The organism is Sphingopyxis sp. OAS728 (assembly GCF_014873485.1).
Classification (GTDB): Bacteria; Pseudomonadota; Alphaproteobacteria; order Sphingomonadales; family Sphingomonadaceae; genus Sphingopyxis.
In genome coordinates this window covers 3,707,277-3,732,943 of sequence record NZ_JADBDT010000001.1, presented here as the reverse complement: position 1 = coordinate 3,732,943, position 25,667 = coordinate 3,707,277, and the positions used below count along the sequence as shown (strand labels likewise).

At 65.7% G+C, this 25,667-nt stretch carries 16 protein-coding genes; 8 read left to right on the top strand and 8 right to left on the bottom strand.

Annotation, left to right across the window (positions count from 1 at the left end; translation table 11 throughout):
* Nucleotides 1-30: 30 nt before the first annotated feature.
* From GGC65_RS17715 to GGC65_RS17695, 5 genes are all read right to left on the bottom strand, one after another.
* Nucleotides 31-3,033 (bottom strand): TonB-dependent receptor, encoded by a 3,003-nt coding sequence (locus GGC65_RS17715; protein ID WP_225940887.1) that lies wholly within the window; start codon nt 3,031-3,033, stop codon nt 31-33.
* Between the two features lie 297 nt (nt 3,034-3,330).
* Nucleotides 3,331-5,283, bottom strand: a complete 1,953-nt coding sequence (locus GGC65_RS17710; protein ID WP_225940886.1) for a glycoside hydrolase family 2 protein — start codon at nt 5,281-5,283, stop codon at nt 3,331-3,333.
* A 99-nt stretch (nt 5,284-5,382) separates the two neighbouring features.
* Nucleotides 5,383-7,758, bottom strand: a complete 2,376-nt coding sequence (locus GGC65_RS17705) for a GH92 family glycosyl hydrolase (protein ID WP_225940885.1) — start codon at nt 7,756-7,758, stop codon at nt 5,383-5,385.
* A gap of 38 nt (nt 7,759-7,796) precedes the next feature.
* Nucleotides 7,797-9,056 carry a sugar MFS transporter gene (locus tag GGC65_RS17700; RefSeq protein WP_192648363.1) on the bottom strand — a complete coding sequence of 420 codons (1,260 nt, stop codon included), beginning with the start codon at nt 9,054-9,056 and terminating at the stop codon, nt 7,797-7,799.
* Complete coding sequence (locus GGC65_RS17695; protein ID WP_192648362.1) at nt 9,053-9,880, bottom strand: class I mannose-6-phosphate isomerase; 828 nt, start codon at nt 9,878-9,880, stop codon at nt 9,053-9,055. The genes GGC65_RS17700 and GGC65_RS17695 overlap by 4 nt, the downstream gene beginning before the upstream one ends.
* A gap of 175 nt (nt 9,881-10,055) precedes the next feature.
* Between GGC65_RS17695 and GGC65_RS17690 the strand changes: the two genes are divergently transcribed.
* Nucleotides 10,056-11,426, top strand: coding sequence for a sugar porter family MFS transporter (locus tag GGC65_RS17690; RefSeq protein ID WP_225940884.1), 1,371 nt, complete (start codon nt 10,056-10,058; stop codon nt 11,424-11,426).
* 4 nt (nt 11,427-11,430) lie between these two features.
* Here GGC65_RS17690 and GGC65_RS17685 read toward each other — a convergent pair whose 3' ends face one another.
* Together GGC65_RS17685 and GGC65_RS17680 are read right to left on the bottom strand one after the other, a co-directional pair.
* Nucleotides 11,431-12,672 (bottom strand): ROK family transcriptional regulator, encoded by a 1,242-nt coding sequence (locus GGC65_RS17685; protein ID WP_192648361.1) that lies wholly within the window; start codon nt 12,670-12,672, stop codon nt 11,431-11,433.
* A gap of 172 nt (nt 12,673-12,844) precedes the next feature.
* A complete protein-coding gene (locus GGC65_RS17680) occupies nt 12,845-14,476 on the bottom strand; it encodes an N-acyl-D-amino-acid deacylase family protein (protein WP_192648360.1) in 1,632 nt (543 codons plus the stop codon).
* Nucleotides 14,477-14,652: 176 nt separating this feature from the next.
* On the opposite strand from GGC65_RS17680, the gene GGC65_RS17675 reads away from it, so the two are divergent.
* The 7 genes from GGC65_RS17675 (at nt 14,653) to dacB (ending at nt 22,987) form a co-directional block, all read left to right on the top strand.
* Nucleotides 14,653-15,537: a LysR family transcriptional regulator gene (locus GGC65_RS17675; RefSeq protein WP_192648359.1), complete on the top strand. Its 885-nt coding sequence runs from the start codon at nt 14,653-14,655 to the stop codon at nt 15,535-15,537.
* A gap of 95 nt (nt 15,538-15,632) precedes the next feature.
* On the top strand, nt 15,633-16,667 hold the full coding sequence (dgcN, locus tag GGC65_RS17670) for an N-acetyltransferase DgcN (protein ID WP_192648358.1): 1,035 nt from the start codon (nt 15,633-15,635) through the stop codon (nt 16,665-16,667).
* A gap of 8 nt (nt 16,668-16,675) precedes the next feature.
* Nucleotides 16,676-17,668 (top strand): N-acetyl-D-Glu racemase DgcA, encoded by a 993-nt coding sequence (gene dgcA, locus GGC65_RS17665; protein ID WP_192648357.1) that lies wholly within the window; start codon nt 16,676-16,678, stop codon nt 17,666-17,668.
* 22 nt (nt 17,669-17,690) lie between these two features.
* Nucleotides 17,691-18,929 (top strand): dicarboxylate/amino acid:cation symporter, encoded by a 1,239-nt coding sequence (locus GGC65_RS17660; protein WP_192648356.1) that lies wholly within the window; start codon nt 17,691-17,693, stop codon nt 18,927-18,929.
* Nucleotides 18,926-20,506, top strand: a complete 1,581-nt coding sequence (locus GGC65_RS17655; protein WP_225940883.1) for a permease — start codon at nt 18,926-18,928, stop codon at nt 20,504-20,506. The genes GGC65_RS17660 and GGC65_RS17655 overlap by 4 nt, the downstream gene beginning before the upstream one ends.
* The gene (locus tag GGC65_RS17650) at nt 20,503-21,510 is read left to right on the top strand and encodes a serine hydrolase domain-containing protein (protein ID WP_192648355.1); all 1,008 of its coding nucleotides are present in this window, start codon (nt 20,503-20,505) and stop codon (nt 21,508-21,510) included. Before GGC65_RS17655 ends, GGC65_RS17650 begins: the two co-directional genes overlap by 4 nt.
* 1 nt (nt 21,511) lies before the next feature.
* Nucleotides 21,512-22,987, top strand: a complete 1,476-nt coding sequence (gene dacB / locus GGC65_RS17645) for a D-alanyl-D-alanine carboxypeptidase/D-alanyl-D-alanine-endopeptidase (protein ID WP_192648354.1) — start codon at nt 21,512-21,514, stop codon at nt 22,985-22,987.
* Between the two features lie 117 nt (nt 22,988-23,104).
* Here dacB and GGC65_RS17640 read toward each other — a convergent pair whose 3' ends face one another.
* Nucleotides 23,105-25,489 (bottom strand): penicillin acylase family protein, encoded by a 2,385-nt coding sequence (locus tag GGC65_RS17640; protein WP_192648353.1) that lies wholly within the window; start codon nt 25,487-25,489, stop codon nt 23,105-23,107.
* Nucleotides 25,490-25,667: the final 178 nt, after the last annotated feature.

Here is a 25,667-nt window from a genome sequence, read left to right as displayed (position 1 = left end):
CCAAGTGGGAGAGCTGGGGTATGGGCCCCATCAGAACTTGTACGAAACGCCAACGTAAGCGCGGCGGCCGAAATAGTTGCTGCGAACGAAGCGGTCCTTGGTGTCGTTGCCAAGGTGCTGGCGTTCTTCCGACTTGGTCAGGTTGATGACCGAGGCGGTGAGCATCAGCCCGTCCATCAGCTCGTACGAGGCGTTGATGTCGACCTGTTCATAGGGGTCGGTGTAGACATTGAGGCCCGACGAGAGCCCGCCGACGACTTCGCCGCGACGGTTGTACGAGGCGCGGACAAGGAATTTGTCGGTTTCGTAGAAGACCGACGCGTTGACCTGCGTCTTGGCGCTGCCGACGAGCGCCGACTTGCCGACTGCTTCACCGTCGAGGGTGATCTCGGCAACCGACGTGTCGTTATAGGTGAAGTTCACCTGCGCACCGAGACCGAAGTCGAAGGTATGCTGGGCATAGAGTTCGACGCCCTGCGACTTGGCATTAGAACCGTTGGCGACGGTCGAATAGGGCTGGATGAGCACCTGCTCGCCATTCACTTCGCGCGTCACGTCGAGCACGAGCGGGACCACGAAGTCCGACACATCCTTGCGGAACAGGCCGACGCCGAGCACCGAGCCGCGCTTGAAGTACCATTCGACGCCAAGGTCGTACTGCCACGCCGAGAAGGGCTGGAGGTCGGCGTTGCCGCCGCTGCCCGACCAGCCTTCGAACTCGCCGAACTGGCCGCGGTCGAAGGCATAGGCTTCCGAACGATAGGTCAGCGAACGCTGCGAGCCGAGGTCGTTGAACGATGGGCGCGAGATCACCTTGGCGACCGCGCCGCGCACGACGATGTCGGGGGTGACTTCATAGACGACGTTCAGGCTGGGCAGCCAGTCGGTGTAGCTCTTCGACTGATCGACCTGCGTGTTGACGATCACCTCGCGCTCGGAGAGCGGCCGCACCTGGCAATTGCCGTCGGGGCCGAGCGGCACATTGGGATCGAGCGGGCCGCCCGGACCGTCGACGCAATAATCGTTGAGGAACTGCAAGCGGTCCGAGGTCAGCCCCGACTGCTTGGTGTGCGCGACGCGGACGCCGATGTTACCACGCAGCGGGCCGGTTTCGAAATCAGCCTGCACATAACCGGCGAACACCTTTTCCTTGAGGTCATAGGTGTTGTTCGGTTCAGGAACGCGGACCGACGGGCCGTAGGTCTTATTGATATAGTCGAGATAATTGCTGAAATTGATGCCCGGGAACAGGTTCGCGTTGAACCCGCCGCCGATGTTGCCGATCGGCGTGTCATAGAAATATTCGGGCCGTGCGATCGCGCCTTCCGGCGTGTCCTGATAGCGGCGCTTGGTCGCCGGATCGGCATACCATTCGTTGCGGCCGGTTTCGCGGTGAATGCTCATTTCGCGCCACTTGCCGCCGACACGGAACGCGCTCAGCAATCCGTCGAAGCGGCGGACGAGATCGAGCTGCGCATAACGCTGCGAGATCGCGCTGTTGGTAAAGCCCGACCCCGTCGAGCCGACGTCGATCTGCGCGATGCCGTTCTTGATATTCTCCTGCAGCTCGGGCGAGAATTCCATGTTGAGATTGCCGCCGGTGAAATCCCACATGCTGAGGAAGTTGCCGTTCTGCTCCTGTCCGGTGACGGTCAGGCGCGGTTTCGCGGCGACGCCGAAGCGCATCGACGGACCGCCGGTCGCCTTCGTCTTGCCGAACTTCAGCACCGCGTCGAAATTATCCTGGTTCCAGGCGACTTCGGTCTCGAACGTGTTCGAAACCTGCTTTTCGCGGCTGTACGAACCCGCGATCTGCGGCGTTTCCATCGTGCAAGGCGTCGGCCGCGCAAGACAGCCGGTTCCCGCGGCGGGCACCTGGAAGGTCGCCGACTGGAAGATCGTGCCGCTCTCGTCAAAGGTCGGCGCGGTGAAGAAATTGCCATAGCCCCATTCGGGGATCTTCAGCACATTGCTCTGCCAGTTGCTCTTGTAGTCGAAGCGGAAATAATTGGCCGTGACGGTCAGATTTTCGATCGGGCGCATCTGCGCGGTCGCCTGGATGCCGAGGCGCTTGCGCTGCTGCGAGAAGACTTCGGCGTTGACCGACTGCGGCGCCCAATAGCCCGAATAATGCTTGCCATCCTGCCCGGTCACGCCGGTGCCGGGCCAATAGGAAATCGCATCGTCATTTTCGAACGGATTACCGTTGACGTCGGTCGCCGGCGTAATGATGTCACCGTTCGCGTCGCGGTCGCTCCACCAGCGCCAGGTTTCGGTCGAGCCGCGCAGTTCGCGGTTCGCGCGCTCCTGATAGGTCGCGCCGATCAGGAAGCCGAGGCGTTCTTCGGGGTCTTTCCACGAAATCTGCCCGGCGATCTGCGGGTCGAATTTCTTGGTCGTGTCCGAATAGGTGCCCTCGGCCGAAACGAAGCCCGACCAGGCCGGCAGGTCGAACGGCCGACGGGTGTTGAGGATCACGGTGCCGCCGACACCGCCCTCTTCGAGCCGCGCTTCGGCCGACTTATAGACTTCGGTGCTGGCGATGAAGTTCGACGGCAGCAGGACATAGTTGAACGAGCGCGACGGATCGCCGCTGTCGGCGCCGGCGATGAAATTGCCGTTGAGCAGGGTCAGGGTGAGGTCCGACTGAAGGCCGCGGATGCTGACGCGGCTGCCCTCGCCGCCGTCACGCGTGATGATCACGCCGGGGACACGCTGCAGCGCGTCGGCGACGTTCTTGTCGGGGAATTTGCCGATATCCTCGGCGGTGATGACTTCGATCAGCGAATTGGCTTCGCGCTTCTGCTCGAGGCTCTGCTCGATCGACTTGCGATAGCCGGTGACGACGATCGCGTCGCCCGGCGCTTCGGCCGTGTCGTCAGCAGGCGCCTGCGGCTGCGCTGCGGGCGCGGCCTGCGCATAAGCCTGTCCGGCGCTGCCCAATGCGGCGAGCGCGCCCGCGCCCAGCATCAGTTCGCGCAGCAACCGTTCGCGCCGCGTCGCCTTCGCTGAATGGATTTGTCCTGCCTTCATCACATCGACCTCCCTGTTCGAGGGGCTGTTCGCCCCCACTCGTTATTCGGCGCTTTCAGAGTCGCCGAGCAGCGGATCACTTCGACCCGTTGAGCCCCCTATCAGAATATAAAAAACAATTTGTCAAAATAAATTTTGCGAGCCGATGGCGGGACGCGACGAACCGTTACAAACCCGTCACAAATGCCGAATTTTTCGCAGTTTTCCGTTGGTATCGACTCACGGACACGGCTCACCGCGCCCGCCATCCCCGACTCCGGGGACGGCGGGTGCCGCCACGCTTTCGCCCGCCTCCGGTCAGTCCGGAGTCGGGGTGCTCCACAGCGGCGCGGCGATCGCCGCCAGCGCGTCCGCCGACGCCTTCGGCACCGCGCGGTCGTAGGTCAAAAGACCGTTGATCTCGTCCTCGACGTCGGTCGTCTGGGTGTAGACCGAGGCGCTGAGCCCATTCTCCTTCGCCTGCCGGATCACGCCCTCCATCTTGCGGCGGAAGCGGACGAGATATTCCTTCTCGTCCTGCGCGACCTGATAGCTCCAATTGCCCTTGCCCGGTTTCCAGATATGCCCCGGCACGGGGAAACCGACCCCGCCATATTCGCCAAGCACGATCGCGCGATCGGTCTGCAGCGACGGCGTCTTCGGCACATCCTCATAGGTGTGGATGTCGAGCATGTCGGAATCCTTCGGCGCGACGTCGAGCCAGCCCGAATTGGCATCGACCAGCCGCGTCGGGTCGATCCCCTTTACGAAACGCGTGAGGGTTGCCGAATCATATTGGCCCCACCCCTCATTGTTCACGACCCAGGTCACGATCGAGGGGAAGGCGCGCAGCTCACCGATCATTTCGGACAATTGCTTCTGCTGCTCGGCCAGCGTCTCCGACGGGAAAATCGCCTGATACTGGCTGGTGCCGGCGAGATATTGGTCCTCGCCGCCGCCCGAGGGCATGTCCTGCCAGATCAGCATGCCGAGCCGGTCGGCGTCGTGATAATAGCGCGCGGGTTCGACCTTGATATGCTTGCGGAGCATGTTGAACCCGGCCTTTTTCAGGAAGACGATGTCGCTCTTCATCGCCTCTTCCGACGGCGGCGTATAAAGCCCGTCGGGCCACCAGCCCTGATCGAGCGTGCCGTGCTGGAACAGCGGCTTGTTGTTGAGCAGGATCGCGGGCTGTCCGGCGACGCGGCCGGGTCCGACCGACACTTTGCGCATCGCGAAATAGGCGGCGACGCTGTCGCGCGGCGCGCCCTGCACCTTCGCCTTCGCATAGACGCGGCTTTCATGGTCGGTGAAGCGCGAGTCATAGGCCTTGCGGTCGCGCTCGGCCTCGCCCGCATAGGGATCGGCGATCGTCACCAGCTCGGCCTTGAGGTCGTAGAGATAGGGATCGCTCGGCGACCAGAGATGCGCGTTCGGGATCGCGAGCGTCGCCTGCCGGTTCGCGCGGATGATCGTCGATTCGATCGTCTTGCCGCCCGCGCTCGCGGTCAGCCGCACCGCGTCATTGTCGTTCGCCCAGCCCGACAGCGCGACCGCGACGTCGACGGTGCCGCGGTCGATATCGGGCGTCGCGCGCACCTCTGCAATGTGGAGTTTCGGCACCGGCTCGATCCACACCGTCTGCCAGATACCGCTGACCGCGGTGTACCAGATGCCCGCGGGATCGAGGATCTGCTTGCCGCGCGGCTGGGTGCCCGCGCTAGTCGGATCGGTGACTTCGACGACCAGTTCGTTCGCGCCCGGCTTCAGATAGGGGCTGATGTCGAAACCGAAGGCGTCGAAGCCGCCCTTGTGCGAGCCGACGACCGATCCGTTGACGCGCACCGTCGCCTCATAATCGACCGCGCCGAAGTTGAGCATGACATTCTGGCCGCGCCAGTCGGCGGGAACGGTGAAGCTACGGCGATACCAGACGCGGTCGTCGGGCGTGACCTTGCGCGCAACGCGCGACAATTTGGATTCGACGGGGAATGGCACGAGGATCTTTCCGTCCATCGCCGCGGGCCGCTCGGCCGCCTTGGGCGCGATCGCATAGTCCCACAGGCCGTTGAGGTTGACCCAGCGCTCGCGCACCATCTGCGGGCGCGGATAAAGGCGCCACGCGTTTTCGGGGGTCACATCTTTGCCCCAGCGGGTCATCAGGTCGCTGGTGTAAACGGCGTCACCAGTCGGCGGTGCGGCGGTGGTCTGCGCCTGTGCCGCGACGGGTGCAAGGGCGAGAAGAGAAGCGGTGATCAAGAGGCTGCGCATGATAACTCTCCTGTTGAATGGGGAGAGCCCAGGACCCTTGGGGGGATGGCGGGTCCTGGGCTCGCGCCTCCGCGGGGGGCGCGGAGGCGAGGGGGCTGGTCAGCGTTTTCGCGACATCGACGGCGGTGCGGCGTCGGGCGCGGCGCCCCACGCTTTGTTCGGCTTGGCGTCCATGGTGAAAACGAAGGTCGCGCCGTCCTTCACGTCGTCGTGGCGGAACCATGGCTTGTTCCACGGCTTTCCGTTCAGCGTCGCCGACTGGATATAGACGTTGGTCGGCGAATTATTCTTCGCAACGATGCGCAGCGTCTTGCCATTGCCCATGTCGAGGCTGGCGTCGTCGAACACGGGGCTGCCGATGATATAATCCTGGCTCGACGGATCGACGGGGTAAAAGCCGAGCGCCGAGAGCGCGTACCATGACGAGGTCGCGCCCTGATCGTCCATGCCCGGATAGCCGTAACCCGACGCATCGCTGCCATAGGTGCGGTCGAGGATCTGGCGCACCAGCGCCTGCGTCTTCCACGGCTGGCCGCTCCAGTTGTAATAATAGGGCGCCTGCTGGTCGGGCTGGTTACCGTGGACATATTGGCCGATCACGCCGGTGCAGTCGCGGCAGATGCCGGTCGGGTTGTACGGCTTGGTGAAAAACTCGTCGAGCTTGGCGTTGAATGCGTTGCGCCCACCGAGCAGGCCGATGAGCCCCTGCACATCGTGCGGCGCGAGCCAGAGCGTCGACCAGCCCGACGCTTCCTTCATCATGAAATTATAATAGGGCTCGGCGGGGTCGAAGGGTGCGATCCACTTACCGTCGGCGGTGCGGCCGCGGATGAAGCCGATCGATTTGTCGAAGACGTTGGCATAATTGCCCGCACGCTTCAGGAACATCCGGTAGTCGGCATCCTTGCCGAGCTTCTTGGCGAACAGTGCGAGCGCATAATCGTCCCACGCATATTCGAGCGTCTTGGCCGCGCCAGCCTTGCCGCCGGCATAAGGCGGGCTGGGATTGTGATCGGGCACGATGTCCGAAATCCAGCCCTGCTTCATATATTCGGCAAGATAGCCGCGCGGCCCTTTCGGGTCGGTCGCGTTCTTGCGCATATATTCATAGGCGGCTTCATAATCGAACTCGATGCCGCGCTCCCACGCGCCGAGGTAGAGGAACACCGCATTGTCGCCGTGGAACGAGGTGTTCATATAGCCCTTCTCGCGCGCCATCGCGAGTTCGGACGCCATGATATTCTGGACCGCCTCGGGCTCCATCAGTTCGAGCAGCACAATCTGGTTGCGCCCCGTATCCCAGAAGGGCACCGGGCCATAACGGTCGTGCGTCGCGGTCTGGACCTTGCCGTTGGTGTCCGCGAATTTCTCGCCCTTCGCCGCGATCAGCCGCGGGCTGGCGAAGGATTGATAGAGCGTCGAGTAAAAGAGCTTGCGCTGCTTGTCGGTCCCGCCCGACACGCGGACGCGGCCAAGGAGCGTCGCCCACTGGTCACGCGCAGCCGCATGGACGCCGTCGAAATCCCAGCCCGGCACTTCGGCGGCCAGCCGCTGCTCGGCCTGTTCATAGCTGGTGCCGTGCGCGATCTTCACCAGCACTTGCTCGTTCGCCGTGGTCCGGAAGGTCACATAGCTGCCCGCATAGCTGCCCGAGAGGGCGCGCGTTCCGGGCTGGACGTCGCTGGTGCCGATGCCCCAGCCCTGATTGTCGCCCGGCGACTTGCGGAAGGTGCCGAGCGCGGTGAAGGGCTTCGAGAAATGCGCGACGAAATAGGCGCCATCGACACCTTCGCCGCCATGGCCCTTGCCCGACTTGCCGCGGACGATGCTGTCGCCGACGACCTCGACCGTGCCGCCGTGACGCGGGAAGTTGATGATGACGTTCGACCGCTCGCTCTGGGGAAAGGTGAAGCGCATCACGCTTGCCCAACGCGTCGCCGTCAGTTCGGCCTGCGTCTTGAAGGTATCGAGATAGACCGAATAATAGCCGGGCCGCGCCTTCTCGCGCGACTTGTCATACCAGGACTGGCTGTATGCGGGCGGCGGCGACCAGTCGCCGACCACCGGCATGATGAACGGCTCGGCGTTGCCGCCATAGGTCGGGCCACCACCACCGGTGAAGCCGATCATCGTCGGGTTGGTATAATAATAGGGAACGGGGACGCCGTTCGGATATTGGAGTTCGATATTATTGTTGACCGGCGCGGCGGCGACCGATCCGTGCGGCAGCATCGCGGCGGGTGTGGTCTGTCCCGAATAGACGGGCTCGCCCGGCGGCGGCGCGTTGCCGATCAGCTTCGGATCGTCGAGCGGCGCGGTACCAACGAGCGGATCGGCGAGCTCGACGGGCGACTGGCCCGATTTCTGCTGTGCCGACACCGGCGAGAAAGTTAGCATGAGCGGCATGATCGCCGCCGCCGACGCGAGCATCACGCCAATCTTTCGCCCGCGCTTCAAATGCATTTCGATATTCATTGCGACCCTCTTCCCTGAATATTTTGTTGTGTGCGTGGTCAGTGCAGCGAATTTGCGAAGGCTGTGGCTCGCGCGGGCACGCGCGACGCGCGCCAGCCGAACAGCGCGATGACGAGGTAACAGGCCATCGGCACCAGAAAGGCGAGGAAGCGGCTGCCGCTCGCGTCGGCGACCTGCGCGAAGACGAGCGGGACAAGCGCGCCGCCGACGATCGCCATGCAGAGCAGCCCCGACGTCGCCGACGCGGGCGCGGTCGACCGCTCGATCGTCAGCGAGAAAATCACCGGGAACATGATCGAGTTGAACAGCCCGACCGAGATGGCGAGCACACCCGCTGCCGGCCCGCTGATCTGGCTGATGGTGAGGCAGAGCAGCGCCGCGGCGACGGCGGCCACCGCGAGGAGCGGCCCCGCGGGCAGCTTGTAGAGGAGACCCGAGCCGATAAAGCGGCCGATCATCGCGCCGAGCCAATAGAGGCTGACGAGACTGCCCGCCTGCACCGCGCTGATCGCGAACACATCGGGCTGCTCGAGGAAATTCACCATCGCGCTGCCGATCGCGACTTCAGCGCCGACATAGAGGAAAATCGAGAGCGCCCCCGCGAGCGCCCAAGGTGAGGCGAAGGCGCTCGCAATACCGGCGCTCTTTTCGGCCGACGGCGCGGCCGCCGTGATCTCGTGGCGGACGCGGTAAAGGAACATCGCCAGCACCGCGATCACCGCCGCAATGAAGATATAGGCGACGTCGATCCGCCCCAGCGAATAGGCGATCTTTGCTTCGGTCACCGGGCCCGCTTCGAACAGCCCGCCTTGGAGCAACGTGCGCGCGGCAAGATAGGGCGCGATCACCGTGCCCAGCGAGTTGAACGCCTGACTGAGCACGAGTCGGAAATGCGAGCGTTCGGGGCGGCCGAGCGACGCCGACAGCGGGTTCGCCGCGACCTGCAGCAGCGTGATCCCCGACGCGATCACGAACAGGCCGACGAGCACGATCGCATATTCGCGCACGATCGTCGCGAACGGCATGATCAGGCAGCCGACGATCATCGTGCCCAGTGCGACAATGATCGAATTGGCGGCGCCCAGCCGTCCCATGAGTGCTGCCGCGGGCAGCGAGACGACGCCATAGGCCATGAAAAAGGCGAATTGGGTGAGGAAGCTTTCGGTGTCGCTGAGCGCGAAGATCGCCTTCACCGCAGGGATCAAAATGTCGTTGACCGCTGTCACCGCGCCCCAGACGAAGAAGAGCATGGTGACATAAGCGAAGGTCCAGGCGGTACCCGAGCGCCGGGCTGTCATGCCAATCGCTCCCCGCCCGGATAGGCGAGCAACAGGTCTGCCCCGGTGTCGGCATCAAGCTGCACCGAGCCCGTCAGCGCGAGACATTCGCCCGCCGCGAAAGCGACGCCATCGACGCTGCCCTTGCCCGAAACCGGAATCAGCCATGCGGTGACGCCGACCGGCAGCGCAATCGTGCGTGCACCACCATTCAGCCGCTCAAGCACAAACTTCGGCCCGTCGACGAGGATGGTGCGATCGTCGGCAACGCGGCCCGGCGACGGATAGGCGGCATAAGGCTGCGGATCGGACACCGCGATGCCGTCCTCCAGATGCAGTTCGCGGGGGCGGCCATAATCATAGAGGCGATAGGTCGTCTCGCTGTTCTGCTGCACCTCGATCACCGTGAGCCCGGCGCCGATTGCATGTACCGTGCCCGAGGGGACGTAGAAGAAATCGCCTGCCTTGACCGGCTTCCAGTCGAGCAATTGCTCGATACTGCCGTCGAGCGCGGCGTCGCGCAGCACCGCCCTGTCAACGGGCGCCTTCGTTCCCATCGCAATCGTTGAATCGGGCGCGGCATCGAGGATCAGCCAGCATTCATCCTTGCCGCGTGGTAGCCCGCGCGCATGCGCCTGTTCATCGTCGGGATGGACCTGCACCGACAGTTTTTCGCTGGTGAAGAGATATTTGATCAGAAGGTCGGGCGTGCTGTCGCCGGGCGCCTGAAACCAGATTTCGCCTATCGGCTCGCCGCCCACCGGCGGATCGCCGAACGGCCCCCATAGCTGGTGGCGCCCCCAGGGCTTTTCCACGCGATGGGTCGCAAGCAATGTCGCGGGCACAAACCTCTCCCTGTTTCCCAGCCGCCATTCCGATTCTGGTCGCTCGAAAACTGCCTCGGCGGAGCGTTCCCCGTCAAGATAATAATGAAAATTAATTTATTTGATCGAAATCGCCTTTGTGGCATGTTGGTCGGCAATCAGGACGGGCGCTGACGCTCGCCGTTGGAGAGAGTGGATGACAGGGCAGCCCGACCGCGACGCATATTCTGATCCGAGCACGCCGCAGCGCATCGGAGGCAGCGGCACCCTCGCCGCCGCAATCGGCACCGCAGCGCTTGCAGGGCTCCTCTTCGGATTCGACACCGCCGTGATCGCCGGGGTGACGGGTGATCTGACCGACCTGTTCGCACTCACCCCCGAAACGCTCGGCGTCACCGTGTCGGCGGCGCTCTGGGGTACCCTCGTCGGCGCGCTATTTGCGGGCAAGCCGGGCGATGCCTTCGGCAGCCGCGACAGCCTGCGGATGCTCGCCGCCTTCTACTTCATCGCGGGGCTCGGCTGCGCGCTGGCACCGAGCTGGCCGCTGTTCCTCCTGTTCCGCTTCCTGTGCGGGCTCGCGATCGGCGGCTCGTCGGTGCTCGCGCCGGTCTATATCGCCGAGATCGCGCCGCCACGGCACCGCGGATTGCTGGTCGGCCTGTTCCAGCTGATGATCGTGACCGGTATCCTTGTCGCCTATCTCAGCAATGCGACGATTGCCGGGCTGATCGATGGCGAAACGGCGTGGCGGTGGAAGCTCGGCATCACCGCCGCCCCTGCCCTGCTCTTCTTCGTCCTGCTGTTCGCGATCCCCAACAGCCCGCGCTGGCTCGTCGCGAAGGGGCGCCGGAGCGAAGCTGCTGCCGCACTGGCACGGATCGGCACGCCCCCCGACGCCGCCGAAGCCGAACTCCGCCGCGTCGAACAGGCGCTCGAACGCGACCCGCCCGGCGAGAAGCTCTCATGGCGCCGCCACCGCCGCCCGATGACGCTCGCCATCCTCGTCGCGATGTTCAACCAGCTCGCGGGCATCAACGCGGTGCTCTATTATCTGAACGACATCTTCGCGCGCGCCGGCTCGCTGTCGCCCGACCGCCAGGCGGTGTTGATCGGCATCGCCAATCTGGTCTTCACGCTGGTCGGCATGGCGCTGATCGACCGGATCGGGCGCAAGACGCTGCTGCTCGCGGGCGCGGCGGGTATGACCTTGTGCCTCGCCGCTGCTGCGGGCGTTCTCTACGGCGCGCTCGATAACGGGCTGATGCTGCCCGCGCTTGTCGGCTTCATCGCCTTCTTCGCGACCAGCCAGGGCGCGGTGATCTGGGTCTATATCTCGGAGATATTCCCGACGCCGGTCCGCGCGCGCGGCAGCGCGCTCGGCGCCAGCACGCATTGGCTGATGAACGCACTGATCGCGGGTATCTTCCCGATCCTGGTGGCATGGTCGCCCGGCGCGCCGTTCGTGATCTTTGCCGCCGCGATGGTGCTGCAATTTATCGTTGTTGCGGCGATCTTCCCCGAAACGCGCGGCGTCGACCTCGACGAGATGGCGCAGCGGATCGAGTAGAGCGTCAGCGCCCCGCCTGCATCAGGATCGATTCCGACGGCAGGACATGGTCGAGGAACGGGATGATCGCGGCGCCGATCGCCGATGCATCGTCAGACGCCTCGGCGCGTAGCACCGGCGCCACCACGGGAAGCTTGCGCCCCGCCATCCGCGCGTTGAGCCGCTCGACCAGCGCATCGACCAATTTGCCCGGAAGGCGGCCGCCGATGAGGATCGCGGCCGGATTGATCAGGCAATTGACCGCGATGAGGGGCTGAACCAGCACATCCGCGGCATCGTCGAGCCATTGGACAATCACGGCCTCCTGTGCCGCCGAGCCATCGATCAGCGCCTCGGGCCCATCGACGACATGCCCCGCCGCTTCGAGGCGGGCGTAAAGCGCCGACAGCGAAACCGTATCCTGCACATTCGCGCCCTCGCCGCGCGCCGGATCGGGCATCGCCCAAATCTCCCCCGACCGCGAATCCGCACCGCGGACATAGCTGCGGTCGATCACCAGGCCGCCGCCGAGGCCCGCGCTGATCAGCAGATAAAAGAAGCTGGGCAGCGCGATGCCATTGCCCAGATGGACCTCCCCGAGCGCCGCCGAGGCGGCATCATTGTCGGCATGAAGCGGCCAAGGGAGCACCTCGCCGAGCAGCGCCCCGAGATCGATGCCATCCCACGCGTCATATTCGGCGGGGCGGTGCGGCAGTGAAATTCGCCCGAGGTCGTCGGGCAGAGCGACGCCCACGCCAAGGATGCGGTCCCGGGCGACGCCACCCTCTTCGAGCAGCCCGGGCAATATCTCGCGAACATGATCGACGACCGTTCCCGGCAAGGCGAAGGCGATTTCGCGTGTGTGGCGGCTGCGGATCTTGCCAGCGAGATCGAGCGTCACCAACGAGATATGGTCGCGGTCGATGTTGAGCCCGATCGAGAAGGCGCCGTCGGGATCGATGACGATCCGCATCGCGGGCTGGCCGCGCTTGCCCTGCAACCGCCCGGCCGGCTTCACGAGGCCCATATCGATCAGCCGCTTGGTGATGTTGACGATCGTCGGCGGGGTCAGTCCGGTCACGCGTGCGAGGTCGCTCCGCGTCGTCTCCTCGGTCAAGCGAATGGCCTGGAGCACGATGCGCTGGTTATAGTCGCCCGCGCGCTCCAGATTGGTGCCCGAAAGGCTGAGCGTCAGCCGCGCATCGCGCGCCTCGGGACCATTTTTCGTCGATTGCCGCCGGTCAAGACCCGGAAGGTTAAGCGTCATCGCTGGACTGTCCTTCAAGCTTATCCGAATGCCCGGCGCCCCCCGCCAAACAGACTCGATTCATAAAGCGCAGGCGCTTTAATAATTCGATTTTCGATAAAGCCGAGCGGTGCCGCCCTGTCAATGGCGGGTACCGCAGAGGTGCAGCGATCGGGCCGAAGCGTGGGTCCGGTTACGGGCACCCGGCCGGGTGCGGCCGCAACAAGGCGCGGCCCGCAGTGGCGCCGGTCGTCCGCCCCTCGTCGAGCGCCAGCACGCCGTTGACGAACAGCTTCTTCACCCCGACGCTGAGCTCGCGCGGGCGCACATAATCGGCGCGCGGCGCATAGCGGTCGGGGTCGAAGACGAGCACATCGGCGAAGTAGCCCGGACGCAGATAGCCGCGCCGGTCGAGCTTGTAGATGTCGGCGGTGCGTCCCGTCGACTGGCGGATGAAGGTGGCAAGGTCGATGACCTTCCGCTCGCGAACATAGCGCACATATTTTTCGGGGAAGGTCGCGAACATGCGCGGGTGGCCATCCGATCCGTCGGACGACGTCACCATCCACGGCTGTTTCATCAGCAGGTCGACGTCGGCCTGTGCCATGTTGAACGACGCGACCGCGGTGCCGCCGCCCTTCTCCCCCTGATCGTCCGCTTCGATGCTCTGGCGGATGATGCGCAGCGCGGCGTCGCGGCTATCGACTTTCCATTCGGCAGCGACCTGCTCGAGCGTTTTTCCGGTCCAGGGAAAACCCTCGGCGATCAGGAGCAGCGCGCTCGCGCCGCCGCGCCGACGCAGATTCTCCTGCATCTCTTCCCGGATCCGTTCCAGCGTTGCGGGATCGCCCAGCCGCTTCAATAACGCCGGTCCGCCGCCGTCGACCGCCCAGCGTGGCAGCAACGACGCGTCGAGGCTCGATCCCGACGCCAGCCAGGGATATTGGTCGGCGGTCACGTCGACGCCCCCCTTTCGCGCTGCATCGATCGCCGCGATCACCGCGCCGGCCTGTCCATGGACGTCGACGCCGAGCGCTTTCAGATGCGCGAAATGGACGGGCATTCCGGCCTCGCGCCCGATCTCGATCGCTTCGCGCACCGACCCGAGCAGCCCGATGCTGTAGCTCGATTCGTCGCGCTGATGCGTGTCGTAGACGCCGCCGCGGATCGCCGCCTCGCGCGCCACCGCGACGACCTCGCCCGTGGAGGAAAAGCTTTGCGGGGCATAGAAGAGGCCGGTCGACAGACCCACCGCGCCCTCGCACATGCCCTTGGCCACCAGCGCCTTCATCGCGTCGAGCTCGGCGGGGGTCGGGGCGCGCGCGTCCTGACCGAGCACGCGTTGGCGGACCGGACTGAAACCGACGAAGGGCACGATATTCGTCCCGATCCCCGACGCCGCGAGCTTGCCGCTATCCTCCGCGACATCGGGCGTGCCCGACCCGTCGACCCCGATCATCACGGTGGTCGCGCCCTGATTGAGCCAAGCGGCGTTGACGCGCACGGCCTTGTCTGGCGAGCGGATGAAGCTGTCGGCGTGGGTGTGCGGGTCGATGAAGCCCGGCGCGACGATCATGCCTTTCGCGTCGATGACCTTGCCCGCCTTATGGCGGCCCGATTTGCCGACATAGACGATCCGGTCGCCGCGGATCGCGACATCGCCAACAAAGGGCTTGCCGTCGCCGCCGTCATAAATGGTGCCGCCGCGGATGATCACATCGACCGCCTCGTCGGCCTTGGCCGCCGCCCCCGAAACGCAGAGCAGTGCCGCCGCCGTCGACAGCAGACCGATCGTCCGGCGGACGGAGAGCGAGACAGACGGCATCGACAGGACCTTTCGTGAGACGACCGCCGCCGAGATGTCCCCAATAAGCGCCGGACGTCCAGAGAGCGTTGTTGCACCCCCTATAACCCGATGGCATAGAGAGGGAAGTCGCCGCAGAATTCGGGCAAATCAGGGGTATCGATGCCCCGTCACCGCAGCATTGGGACCGTAACCGGATGAACCTGCGCCAGATCGAAATCTTTCACGCGGTCTTCCTGCACGGCACGGTCAGCGCCGCCGCGCGGTCGCTCAACGTGTCGCAGCCGTCGGTGACCAAGGTGCTGCGCCACGCCGAACGCTCGATCGGGCTGACCCTGTTCGAACGGTCGAAAGGCCGGCTGATCCCGACCGAGGATGCGCGCACTTTGTTCGCCGAAGTCTCCGACATTCAGGACCGGGTGCGCTCGTTGCGTCAGGCGTGTCAGAATTTGCGCCACGGGCGCGGCGGCCTGCTCCGGATTTCGGCGCTGCCCTCGCTCGGCCTCGGCGCGATCCCCGAAGCGGTCGCGCGCTTCATGGGCGACCATGCCGACATCATGTTCGACCTCCAGACGCTGCACCACGACGAAATGGTGCGCAAATTATACGAGCATGAAACCGACATCGCGATCAGTTTCGAGGTGCCGCTGTCGGCGCCCGTCGCGCATCAGGTGATCGGCGAGGGCGAGCTCGTCGTCATCTATCGCGAAGAGGACATGCCCGGCGCACCGCCGCGGCTGCACCTCGACCAATTGTGCGGGCACAAATTCATCAGCCCGGTACAGGGCGGGCCGATCGGGCGGATGCTGTCGAGCGAACTCAGCCGGCTCGAGGTCGAGCTGGACGAGGTGGTGTCGGCACGCACCTATTATGTCGCGGCGGCGCTGGTCGGCACCGGCGTCGGGATGGCGATCGTCGACAATTTCACCGCGCATGCCGCGCTGGCCCCCGGCCTGTCGAGCCGGCCGCTACAACCCGCGATCACTTTCGACATCAACGCCGTCTATCTGCAGAACCGCCCGCCCTCACGAACCGCGTCAGCGTTCCTTCAGGTGCTCGCAACGGTGATCGAAGGGCTATAGCGTCAAGCTATAGGATATAGGGCGCTAGATATTGGGGCCGCGGGCGCGGCGGGGATAACATCGGCGCTTCATCATCACGCAGGTTTCCCGGATATATGATCGAAACACCCTATCTTCTGTACCTCGGCCATTCGAGCGACCCCGCCGACATCAAGACCTCGCGCGGGCTCGCGGTGTTCCGGCCCGACATCAGCATCGGCGAATTTCGCCACGACGATTGCCCGCTGACGTTGAACCTGCCCCGGCTGGATTTCGCCGCGGCGCAGGCCGCCGGCGCACGGACATTGGTGCTGGGTATCGCCAATGCCGGCGGCAAGCTAGGCGAAGATCTGATCGTCGATGCGCTCGCCGCGCTGGAAGCCGGGCTCGACATCGCATCGGGACTGCACCACCGGCTGAACGCCGAACCGCGCCTGGTTGCAGCCGCGGCGCGGCTGGGCCGCAAGCTGCACGATGTGCGCGACCCGCGCCCCGACATTCCGATCGGCAACGGCAAGAAGCGCGCGGGCAAAAGGCTGCTGACAGTCGGCACCGACTGTTCGGTCGGCAAGATGTACACGACACTCTGCCTCGCGAGCGCGCTCGAAAAGCGTGGTGTCGCCGCCGATTTCCGCGCGACCGGGCAAACGGGCATATTGGTCGCGGGCGACGGCGTCCCGCTCGATGCGGTGGTCGCCGATTTCATCTCGGGCGCGATCGAACAGATTTCGCCCGCGCGCAGCGACGACGGCTGGGACCTGATCGAGGGGCAGGGCTCGCTCTATCATCCCTCCTTTGCCGGGGTGTCGACCGGACTGCTCCACGGCGCGCAGCCCGAGGCGCTCGTCCTCTGTCACGACCCGGTGCGTCCGCATATGCGCGGCCTGCCGCATTATCCGCTGCCCGGCATCGCCGAAACGATCGAGGCCAATCTGCGCGTGGCGCGGCTGACGAGCGCCGACGTACGCGTCGTCGGCATCGCGCTCAACACCTCGGCGATGCCCGAGGACGAGGCGCGTGCGCTCTGCGCCAGCATCGAGGCCGAGTTCGGACTGCCGACGAGCGACCCCTATCGCTTCGGGGTCGAGACGATCCTCGACCGGCTGCTCGGAACCGACGTCGCCGCACCCAGCCTATCCGAAACCGCCTGAACCGCCTTATGCATCGCAGACTGACCGTCGCCGGCGAGATATTGCCGCTGCACACGCCGTTTCGCATCTCGCGCGGGGTGCGGACCGCAGCGCAGGTGGTGACCGTCGCGATCGCACAGGATGGGGTAACCGGGCGCGGCGAATGCGTGCCCTATCCGCGCTATGGCGAGAATGCCGAAAGCACGATCCTCGCGATCGAGGCGATGCGCGGGGCGATCGAGCAGGGGGCGACGCGGCACGAGCTGCTGGAGCTGATGCCCGCGGGTGCGGCGCGCAATGCGATCGACTGCGCATTGTGGGATCTGGAGCTGCGGCTGGCGGAAAGCGATTTGGCGGCGGCGTTCGGCCTTGAAAAGCCGCTGCGCCCGATCGTCACTGCGATGACCGTCAGCCTCGACACGCCCGATCTTATGGCCGTGGCGGCCGCGGCGCTCGCCGACGCGCCGCTGCTGAAGGTCAAGGTCGACCGCAACGATCCGGCCGCCGCGCTCAAAGCCGTCCGCGCCGCGGCGCCGAAGCCGAAAATGATCGTCGATCCCAACGAAAGCTGGACGATCGCCGAGGTGCGCGACCTGCAGGGGCTGATGAGCGATCAGCGTATCGACCTGCTCGAACAGCCGCTTCCCGCCGATGCCGACCACGATCTCATCGGTTTCCGCTCGGCGATCCCGATCGCCGCCGACGAGGCGGTGCATGTCGCGGCCGATCTCGAAACGCTGCCCGACGGTTATGGCGTCGCGAACATCAAACTCGACAAGACCGGCGGGCTGACCGCTGCGCTCGAACTGGCGGAGGCGGCGCGGGCGCGCGGGCTTGGCGTGATGACCGGCTGCATGATCTGTTCGTCGCTGTCGATCGCGCCCGCGTGGGCGATTGCGGCGACGAGCAGCTTCGCCGACCTTGACGGACCGCTCTGGCTTGCAGAGGATCGCACAGGCGGGGTCAGCGCGGCGAACGGTATCATGTCGCCGCCGCAGCCCGGTTTCTGGGGCGGGATTTGACACGACCGAAGCAGGGGGACGGATGACGGGGTTTCTTCGCGGCTGGTTCGCAGTGCCGCTGTGGCAACGCGTATTGGGCGCGATGGTGGTCGGCGTGCTGCTCGGGCTGCTATGGCCCGCGGCGACCGGCGCGATCGCCTTCATCGGCGAATTGTTCGTCCGCGTGATCCGGATGCTCGTCGTCCCGATCGTCTTCATCAGCATCGCGTCGGGCGTCACCGCGCTCGCCGACCCGCGCAAGCTGGGGTCGGTCGGCGCGCGGACGGTCGGTCTGTTCGCAGCGACCACCTTTTGCGCGGTGTCGATCGGCATGATCGTGGGCTTGCTGCTCGAACCCGGACAGGGCGCCGCACTGGGCAATGCCGTTCCGCACGCGCTCGGCGAGGCCAAGTCGCTGCACGACCAGCTGATCGGCATCGTTCCCGTCAATATCGTGCAGGCGCTGGTCGAGGGCGACATGCTCGCGATCATCTTCTTCTCGATCCTCTTCGGCTTCGGCGTCATCCTCGCGGGCGAAGCGGGGCGCCCGATGGCCGACCTGTTGCAATCGGCGGGACAGGTGCTGTTCCAGCTGGTGCGGATCGTCATGGAGATCACCCCCTTCGGCGTGCTCGCGCTGATCGCAAAGGCGGTCGCCGACAATGGCGTCGCGGTGTTCGCCAACATCGGCTGGCTCGCGGTCGGGGTCGCGGCGGGCGTGGTGCTGCAGATATTGCTCGTCCATGTGCCGCTGATCGCCTTTGTCGCACGGCGGCCGGTGCTCCGCTTCTACCGCACCATCGTCGATGCGCTGGCGGTCGCCTTTTCGACTGCCTCCTCAGCCGCCACCCTGCCCGTCGCACTGCGCATCGCGCTCGAGGATCTGCGGATCGCGCCGGGCGTTGCCAAGACGGTGCTGCCGATCGGTGCGAGCATCGGCAAGGACGGCACCGCCATGTATGTCGGGCTGCTCAGCATCTTCGCGTTGCAGGCGGTCGGCGTCGAACCCGATCTGTCGATGCTCGCGGTCGTCCTGCTCACGGGTGCGCTCGCCGCCTTCGGCACCGCGCCGATCCCTTCAGCATCGCTGTTCATGCTTGCCGCCGTACTCTCGGCGGTCGGGGTGTCGGCCGAGCAGACCGCACTCGTCGTCGGCTTCGTCCTGCCCTTCGACCGGCTGCTCGACATGACGCGTACCGTCGCGAGCGCGAGCGCGAACCTGACCGTTACGAGCGTCGTCGCGCGATGGGAAAAGGCCGTCGAGCCGGAGGCGAACGGATGACCGCCGCGGCATTCGACGCCGATACCCCGGCGATCATGGTTTCGCACGACAGTGCCGCCATATCGGCGCAGCGGCGTTGGCGCGCGCTCTATCTGCTGCTCGGCTTTTCGGCCGGGCTGCCCTTTTACATGTTCTCGACAATATTGGCGGTGCGGCTGACCGATCATGGAGTTGCGCTGGCGATCATCGGCTTCTTCGCCTGGGTGCAGTTGTTGCCCACGTTCAAATTTCTGTGGGCGCCGTTGCTCGACCGCTATGCGGTGCCCGGCTTCACGCGCTTCTGGGGTAAGAGACGCGGCTGGATCATGCTGTCGCAGCTCGGCATTCTGACTGCGATGCTGGCGATGACGTTCACATCCGCCGATGACAGTCTGGCGCTGACCGCCTTGTTCGCGGTCTTGCTCGCGTTCTGGACTACCACGTTGGAGGTCGCCGCTGACGCCTGGCGGATCGAGCTGGCCCCGACGCGTGAGCTGCAGGGGCCGCTCGCCGCCGCGAACCTGTGGGGATATCGCACCGCAATGGTAGCGGCGGGCAGCGGCGCGCTTTTGTTCGCCGATGCCGACGGCAGTCTGGCGCCGGCGCTGCGTGCATTGGGGATCGCGCCCGGCTGGACGGCCGCCTATTTGTTGATCGCGGTGGCGGCGTTCGTGCCTCTGCCGATCCTCGCGGCGCTGCCGCCCGAACGGCGCGGCGGCGGCGGCCGCTCAGCGGCGTTGGCAAGCGGGTTGGTAACGAGCACGGCGATCCTGTTCGCGCTCGCAGTTCTGGTTGCGGTGGTCGGCGGGCTCTTGCTCGGCGCCGCCGCGGGTCTGGGTATCAGTGCCAAGACCAATGTCACGCCTTGGGTGCTCGGCATTGCGATGCTGCCGTTTCTGGCGATGGCCGCCCTATTGCCCCGGATCCGCGACGCCCCGCCGACATCGTCGCTGCGCGCGTCAGCGGCGATTGGTCCCTATGTGGACTTCTTCTGGCGCTATGGCGGCCTCGCGATCGCGCTGATGGCGTTTGTTTCCGTCTATCGCATGGGCGACGTGCTGGCGCTCAACCTGTCGAAACCGATGATCCTCGCGCTCGGCTATACCAAGACCGAGATTGGCTGGGCGGACGGCGTTGTGGCATTGGCCTCCAGCATCGTCGGCGTCGGGCTGGGCGGATGGATGACGACCCGCTGGCGGTTCGGCATCACCCTGACGATCGGGGCGTTCTTTGCGGCGATCGGCAATTTCGGCTTCGTCTGGCTCGCGCACCAGCCGCTTGATCAGAACCTGCTCTATATCGCCACCGCCGCCGACCAGTTCGGCAATGGCATGGCGGGCGCCATCTTCGTCGTCTATCTCTCGATGCTGGTGAATCCACGCTATCCCGGCGCCCAATATGCGTTCCTGTCGGGCTTTGCCTTTCTCTTGCCGCGCTTGTTGTCGGGGGCGGGGGGCACGGTGGTCGAACGACTGGACGAAGCGGGATATAATGGCTTCGACCTTTTCTTTCTGGCCTCGGGCGCGATCAGCCTCGCGGCGATATTGTTCCTGCCGCTGGTCGGACGGGCCAAGGCGCGGGTGGACGATCGGCCATGATCGACCGAGCCTTTGAGCCGGTGACAGCAGCGCTCGACGCCGGGCGTATTCCCGGGGCGGCGCTGGGCGTTGTGTCGGCCGACGGTCGCCGCGACGTGCGCTTCGCCGGAAACGCCGCGCTCGTCCCCGAACGCGAGGCGCTGACCCGCGAGCACTGGTTCGACCTCGCCTCGCTCAGCAAGGTGATCGCGACGACGGTGATGATTCTGAAACTCGCGGAAGAAGGACGCCTCGACCTCGACCGGCCGCTGACCGACGCGATCCCCGACCTGCGCCAATATGACGTCGCGGGCGCCGCCGAACGCAAACTGACCTTTCGCGACTGCCTGATGCACCGCAGCTTCCTGCCCGCGGTCGAACCGATCTATACCTATGGCGACGATCCGGCGCGGCTGCGCGCTTTCGTCCTGCAACGCGAATGGCGCCACGGCCCGCCCGTCTATTCGGACATCAATTTCATCCTGCTCGGCATCGCGATCGAGCGCCTCACCGGCGCGCCGCTGTCCGACTGGCCGCTCGGCGCGGAGCTCACCTATGGCCCACCACCCGGCCCAGCGGTCGCCACCGAAAACTGTAGCTGGCGCGGACGCGTGATGAAGGGCGAGGTGCATGACGAAAACGCCTATGCGCTCGGCGGCGCGCCGGGGCATGCGGGGCTGTTCGGCACCGTCGACGGCGTGCTCGGCTTCGCGCGCGCGCTGATGGCGGGCGAAATCCTGTCGCCGGCGATGATGACCGAAATCCGCACCGCGAACGAACGTCACCGCACGTGCGGATGGGAACGCGCCTTTGCCGGATGGCATGGCGGCGACGCCTGTTCGGCTGACACGATCGGGCACACGGGCTTCACCGGCACCGGGCTCTGGATCGATTTCGAGCGCGGTCTTGCCTGGACCTTGCTCACCAACCGGGTCCATCCGACCCGCCATACCGACAGCGGCATCGCGACGCTGCGCCCCGCCGTGGGCGAGCGGGTCATTTCAGCCTGGGACGAACGGACATAATATGACGACATCGATTGGACGCTTCGCCTTGGCCTCCGCGCTTGCTCTTTCGCTGACTGCGGCCAATGCCCAGACGAGCCCAGCGCCCAAGCCGCTGCTGACGATGGTCGAGCAGAAACTCGCCGAAGGGCCCACGGGTTCGCGCTTCGGCCTGCTCGTCACGACGCTCGACGGCGAAGTGCTGGTATCGATCGCCCCCGACCAGCGCTTCATCCCCGCGTCGAACACCAAAATGTTCACGACCGCGATCGCCTATGCCGAACTGCCTTTGCTCCAGCGGAATGCGAAGGGCACGGGCGTGCGGCTCGAAACAGGCGCCGATGGTGTGGTCAACGTGGTGCTGCACGGCCGCGGCGACGCGCTGCTGTCGAGCGCCGACGATTGCAAGACCGATTGCCTGCAGACGCTCGCCGACGCGGTTGCGGCCAAGACGCGCCATGTCCGCCACATCTTCGGCGACGACAGCTGGTTCCCCGACGAGCGATGGAGCCCGGGGATGAGCTGGAACAATATCCAGTCGCGTTACGGCACCGGCGTGTCGGCGCTGACGCTCGACGACAATGAGCTGGTGGTGAAGCTGACGCCCGGAGCGCTCGGCGCCGCGCCGAGCGTGCGGGCGCCCAGCTATTATGAGATCGACAATGAGGTCATGACGGTGCCTGGCAAGGCCGAGGACATCGTCGCCGATCGCATGCCCAACCGCATGACGCTTCGCCTGACCGGCACGATCGGCGTCGAGGCGGGACCGATGACGCTGCGTTATGGCATCGATGATCCCGCGCTCTATGCCGCCTGGCGTTTTGGCGAGTTGCTGCGCGCGCGCGGCGTGCAGGTTGACGGCGATTTGGGGGCGCGGCACAGATTGCTCGCTGCCGCAGACGATCCGGCGAACCGCAAAGGCGCTCCCGCCACGCTGCCGGTCGAACCCGCGATGCTCGCCGAGTTGCCCGCGCCGTCGCTCGCCGAAAATATGGTGCGGATCAACAAGGAGAGCCAGAATCTGCACACCGAATTGATGCTGCGCCGCGTGTCGCGACAGACGGGCAGCGGCTCGATCGCCGACGGGCAGGCGGTGATGCATCGCGTGATGACGCAGGCCGGCCTCCCCGAGACCGGTTATTTCTTTGCCGACGGGTCGGGCATGTCGTCGTATAACCGCATCACCCCGCGGGCCGCCGTCGGCCTGCTCAGCTGGATCGCGCGCCAGCCGTGGGGCATGGCGTGGCGCGAAACGCTGCCGATCGCCGGGCGCGACGGCACGCTCCAAAATCGCTTCAAGGGTACGATCCTCGAAGGCAAGCTGTTCGCCAAGACCGGATCGCTCAACGCATCGCGCGCGGTGTCGGGTTATCTGACGACGCGCAGCGGCAGGACGCTGATCTTCTCGGCGCTCGCCAACGACATGCCCGATGGCACCGACGCGCAAGCCACCGCCGCCGTCGACCGCGCGCTGGTTGCGATCGCCGAGGCGCTTTAACTTCACACCCGTTCGCCCTGAGCTTGTCGAAGGGCCGCTCTGTCTTTTTGGTGCCGCAAGAAGAAGGACGGTGCTTCGACAAGCTCAGCACGAACGGTTGAAGGGGGGGGGCAGCGATCAGTCGGCCGCAGGCGTCAGCGTCAGCCGTTCGGCGGCGTGGCGGTCGACCGCCGCCTCGCTGAACCAGAGCGGCTGCATCGCGCCCGCAAGCCAATAGGGATAAAAGTCGCGATAGCGTGGCGAACGTGGGTCGGCCGACTGTCCGGGCAGCAACAGGAAGCGGCTGTTATCCCACGCACCGACGTCGGCGACGAACAAATAGCTCGCGCCATGCGTCACGTTGAACCCGCGCTTGGGGTTGAAACCGCGCGCCATCGGCGTCGTCCCGTCGCCGCCCGACCGGCCGCCGTCGATCTTGGGAAAGGCAGCCGCGATCGCAGGGCTCGATGCCAGCGAATGCGCGATCGTGACGCGGTGCAGGTCGCCCCACTTCCAGCGCGCCGGGTCAGCGCCGCCGACTTCGACCGCCTTTTTCCAGCCCGCCGCCAGCGCGCGGTCGATGATCGCATCGCGCGCCACGGCAGGATCGTCGCCCAGACGCTTGTCGGGCGACGCAAGGATGCGGAGCATTTCCGACAGATTGACCGACGGGATCAGATCGCGCGCCGCGGCAGGCATGATCCGGTCGTAGAAGTCCGTCGACAGCGCCGGCATCACCATTTCATAAAGCAGCGCGGCGGCGCTATCGGCCTCGATCCCGCAATCCCAACGCCGGAGCAGGGCCGCGGCTGGCGCGGCTTCCGCCGACACATTGGCGGGAAGCAGTTTCAGCAGGGCGCGCGCGGGGAGCGACTGGACATCGTGCTGGAGCGCGATGCTGTCCTCGATCCGGTGCTTTGGCTGGGCGCGCAGCACCTCGGCGATGCGGTTGTAGCGGAAGGGATCGCTCCAGCTGAAACTGATGATCCGCTCGCGATACGGATAGTCCGCCGGCAGGTTCATCTGGTTCGCCGAGGCGAACCAGCCTTCGCGCGGGTTATAGACGTGGGGCATATCCTCGACCGGCAGGATGCCCGTCCAGTCGAAATCGCCATCGCCCGGCGCGGGGAGCAGCCCGTCATGCTTCGGCCGGCGCGGGGTGAAGCCGATCGTCTGCCAGCCGGTGTTGCCGTCGATGTCGGCATAATGGTGATTGGTCGGCGACACGTGCAGCTTGAACGCCTGCCGCAACGACGCCCAGTCCTTTGACAGATTGATCGCGATGATCGCGAACCGCTGGTTCGCGCCCGGCAGCATGCTGACCGTGGCAAAGGCGACCGCTCGGTTTCTCGCCGCATCCTGCGACACGATCGGGCGGCCCGCGGCATAGCGCAACGTCACGCGCTCGGGCGGTTCGCCCTTGACGGCGATCTCGTCCTCGAACGTCTCGAACGCCTTCCATTGGCCCTTGTGCCAATAGCGGCCCGGATCGCCTTCTTTCGTGCGCAGGATGAAGAGGTCGGTCTGGTCGATATGGAAATTGGTACGACCGAAGGCGAAGCGGTCGGTGTGGCCCTGCATGATCCCGGGGAGTCCCGGCGCGCCCGCGCCGATGACGTCGAGCCCCGGTGCCGACAGGTGGCACATATGCCGCGGACTGGCGCGGCCGATGCCGAGGTGCGGATCGTTGGCGAGGATCGGCCGGCCCGTCGCGCTGCGCGACGGTGCGATTGTCCACGCGTTGCTGCCGAGCGCGAAGCGGTCGCCCCATCGGCCCTCGGCGTCGAGCGAAGCCTCCTGCACCGGATCGAAATCCATCGGCCGGTTCGCCGGATCAAGGACGCCAAGATCCGCGTCGCTCACCGCCGCGACGTCGAGGCCCTTGGGCACAGTGAAGGACCAGGCGGGGCGGAGCGGTATCATCAGCTGGTCGACGTCAAGCAGGCCGCGCGCCTGGAGCTGCGCGCGCCGCACCTCGTCGTCGGCGTCGCCCATGCTGATCCCGCGATTGCGCACAAGGTCGGCGATGTCCCAGCGCAGCGGGCTGATCCCGAGGATGCCATATTCGAGCGGCAGCTGCGCCGGATCGGCGGCCAGCTCCTCGATCCGCGCGTTGACACCGGCGACATAGCCCTGTGCGCATTCGAGCACACCGGGCGGCAGCGCCGCGAGTTCGGCATCGATATCGCCGCGATAGAGGAAGAGCCGCGCCGCCCTGTCGGCGGCGACGAAACGCGGACCGAAGGCCTCGGCCATCCGCCCCATGTCGCGGCGATGCTCCATGTCGATCTGGAACAGCCGGTCGCGCGCGACGAGATAGCCCTGCCCGAAGAAAGCGTCGTGGAGCGAGGCGGCGCGGACGTGCGGCACGCCGAGTTCGTCCTCGACGACCTCGACCGGCGCGCGCGCTCCGTTAAGCTTGACGCTGCGCGCCGCGCCCTTGACGCGGGGGTTCGCCAAAAGGCTGCCGGGCATCCCGGCAAGCGCAACCGAAGCGAGCAGAAACGCACGGCGCTGGATCAACAGGCCCTCCCCGATAAGAATACAGACAGTTAGGACCCTAACGCAGCATGGCGCCGCAAGGCCATAGCAAGCGGGCTGCGCCCTATAACTGCAAGCTATCTGCCTCGGCGCCGCATTTCGGCGACACCATATCTTCGGGTTATACGTCCATATCGCGGGGTTAGCGGCGAAGCGGTTG

Excerpts from the sequence above, each read along its gene's own strand:
- GGC65_RS17710 (WP_225940886.1), bottom strand. The coding sequence starts at position 5,283 with ATGCGCAGCCTCTTGATCACCGCTTCTCTTCTCGCCCTTGCACCCGTC.
- GGC65_RS17660 (WP_192648356.1), top strand. The coding sequence starts at position 17,691 with ATGACGGGGTTTCTTCGCGGCTGGTTCGCAGTGCCGCTGTGGCAACGC.
- GGC65_RS17705 (WP_225940885.1), bottom strand. The coding sequence starts at position 7,758 with ATGAATATCGAAATGCATTTGAAGCGCGGGCGAAAGATTGGCGTGATG.
- GGC65_RS17685 (WP_192648361.1), bottom strand. The coding sequence starts at position 12,672 with ATGACGCTTAACCTTCCGGGTCTTGACCGGCGGCAATCGACGAAAAAT.
- GGC65_RS17680 (WP_192648360.1), bottom strand. The coding sequence starts at position 14,476 with ATGCCGTCTGTCTCGCTCTCCGTCCGCCGGACGATCGGTCTGCTGTCG.
- dgcA (WP_192648357.1), top strand. The coding sequence starts at position 16,676 with ATGCATCGCAGACTGACCGTCGCCGGCGAGATATTGCCGCTGCACACG.
- dacB (WP_192648354.1), top strand. The coding sequence starts at position 21,512 with ATGACGACATCGATTGGACGCTTCGCCTTGGCCTCCGCGCTTGCTCTT.
- GGC65_RS17655 (WP_225940883.1), top strand. The coding sequence starts at position 18,926 with ATGACCGCCGCGGCATTCGACGCCGATACCCCGGCGATCATGGTTTCG.
- GGC65_RS17715 (WP_225940887.1), bottom strand. The coding sequence starts at position 3,033 with ATGAAGGCAGGACAAATCCATTCAGCGAAGGCGACGCGGCGCGAACGG.
- GGC65_RS17675 (WP_192648359.1), top strand. The coding sequence starts at position 14,653 with ATGAACCTGCGCCAGATCGAAATCTTTCACGCGGTCTTCCTGCACGGC.
- dgcN (WP_192648358.1), top strand. The coding sequence starts at position 15,633 with ATGATCGAAACACCCTATCTTCTGTACCTCGGCCATTCGAGCGACCCC.
- GGC65_RS17690 (WP_225940884.1), top strand. The coding sequence starts at position 10,056 with ATGACAGGGCAGCCCGACCGCGACGCATATTCTGATCCGAGCACGCCG.
- GGC65_RS17700 (WP_192648363.1), bottom strand. The coding sequence starts at position 9,056 with ATGACAGCCCGGCGCTCGGGTACCGCCTGGACCTTCGCTTATGTCACC.
- GGC65_RS17650 (WP_192648355.1), top strand. The coding sequence starts at position 20,503 with ATGATCGACCGAGCCTTTGAGCCGGTGACAGCAGCGCTCGACGCCGGG.